Annotated in this window: 1 protein-coding gene; it reads right to left on the bottom strand. The window is 68.7% G+C overall.

What is annotated here, in order from left to right; translation table 11 throughout:
- Window positions 1-1,149, bottom strand: a 1,149-nt coding sequence (gene tssI, locus HMPREF2886_RS19495) for a type VI secretion system tip protein TssI/VgrG (RefSeq protein WP_139148412.1), incomplete at both ends; no start/stop codon positions are given.

Genomic DNA, 1,149 nt, shown 5'->3' with positions numbered 1-1,149 from the left:
GGTGGTCTCGTCGTGGTTGACGACGTTGTTCTGGTCCTTCTGGGCGTGGATGAAGACCTCTTCCTGCCCGGCCTCGTCCTCGAAGCGCACTTCGTTGAAGCCCTCGCCCTTGTGGGTCTGGCTCTTGAGGGTCATGCGGGTCTTGTGCGCCGGCAGCTCGTAGGGCGGGCGCTGGTTGGCATTGAAGCTCCGGCCGGTGATGATGGGCTGGTCCGGGTCGCCATCGAAGTTGGAGATGATGACCTCCTGGCCGATGCGCGGGATGGCCATGTGGCCCCAGAGCGCGCCGGCGATGTTCTGCGACACCCGTATCCAGCAGGAGCTGTGTTCGTCGTGGCGGCCTTCCCGGTCCCAGGGGAATTGCACCTTCACCCGGCCGAATTCGTCGCAGTAGATTTCCTCGCCCGGCGGGCCGACCACGGTGGCTTGCTGGGGGCCGTCGATACGCGGTTTGGGCAGCGGCGCGGGGCGCCACTCGGCATCGTCCGGCACCAGCATGGCGGTGCTGCTGTAGTGCGTGCCGCGCTCGGCGTCGGCGCTGTCCTCGGCCTGGCTGGTGTACTGGGTGCCGTGGTGCTCGATGCGCACCGGGCGCCAGCCGCGGTTCATGTCCGGACGCGGGTGGCCGGTGAGGTCGAAGGACAGGCCCGGCACCAGGCGCGCGTCGTCGCCCTCGGCGATGGCCAGGCGGGCGTCGCCGCGGTGGCCGCGCAGGCGGTCGCGGGTGAAGCCCTCGCCCACCTCGCTCTTGTAGCGGCCGGGGTAGTCGTAGCGCTCGTAGCTGCTGGCCTGGTGGTCCAGGTAGTCCCCTTCGCGCCGGGTCTGCTGGTTGTACAGCGGGTTCTTGAAGTTGTAGTCGCGCTGGGTCTGGCGCGCGGTGCGCACGTTCTCGCTGTAGGTGAAGCCGCGCAGCGCCGGGCCGGGGCGGTCGCCGCCGGCGATGGGGTTGTACTCCACCGGCAGGCCGGGCAGCTTGCCGAAAATCCACAGGCGGTCGCAGTGGATGAGGCGATGGCCTTCGGCGTTGTGCAGGAAGCCGTAGAAGAAGCCTTCCTCGCGCATGATGCGCTCGACGAAGTGGTAGTCGGTGTCGCCGGCCTGCACGCAGTATTCGCGCGGGGCGTGGGGGTGGGTGACCTTCTGCTCGTA

The organism is Pseudomonas sp. HMSC066A08, from assembly GCF_001813025.1.
Classification (GTDB): Bacteria; Pseudomonadota; Gammaproteobacteria; order Pseudomonadales; family Pseudomonadaceae; genus Pseudomonas; species Pseudomonas aeruginosa.
Note: the sequence above shows the minus strand (reverse complement) of the source record. Positions and strands in the feature narration are given on the sequence as shown.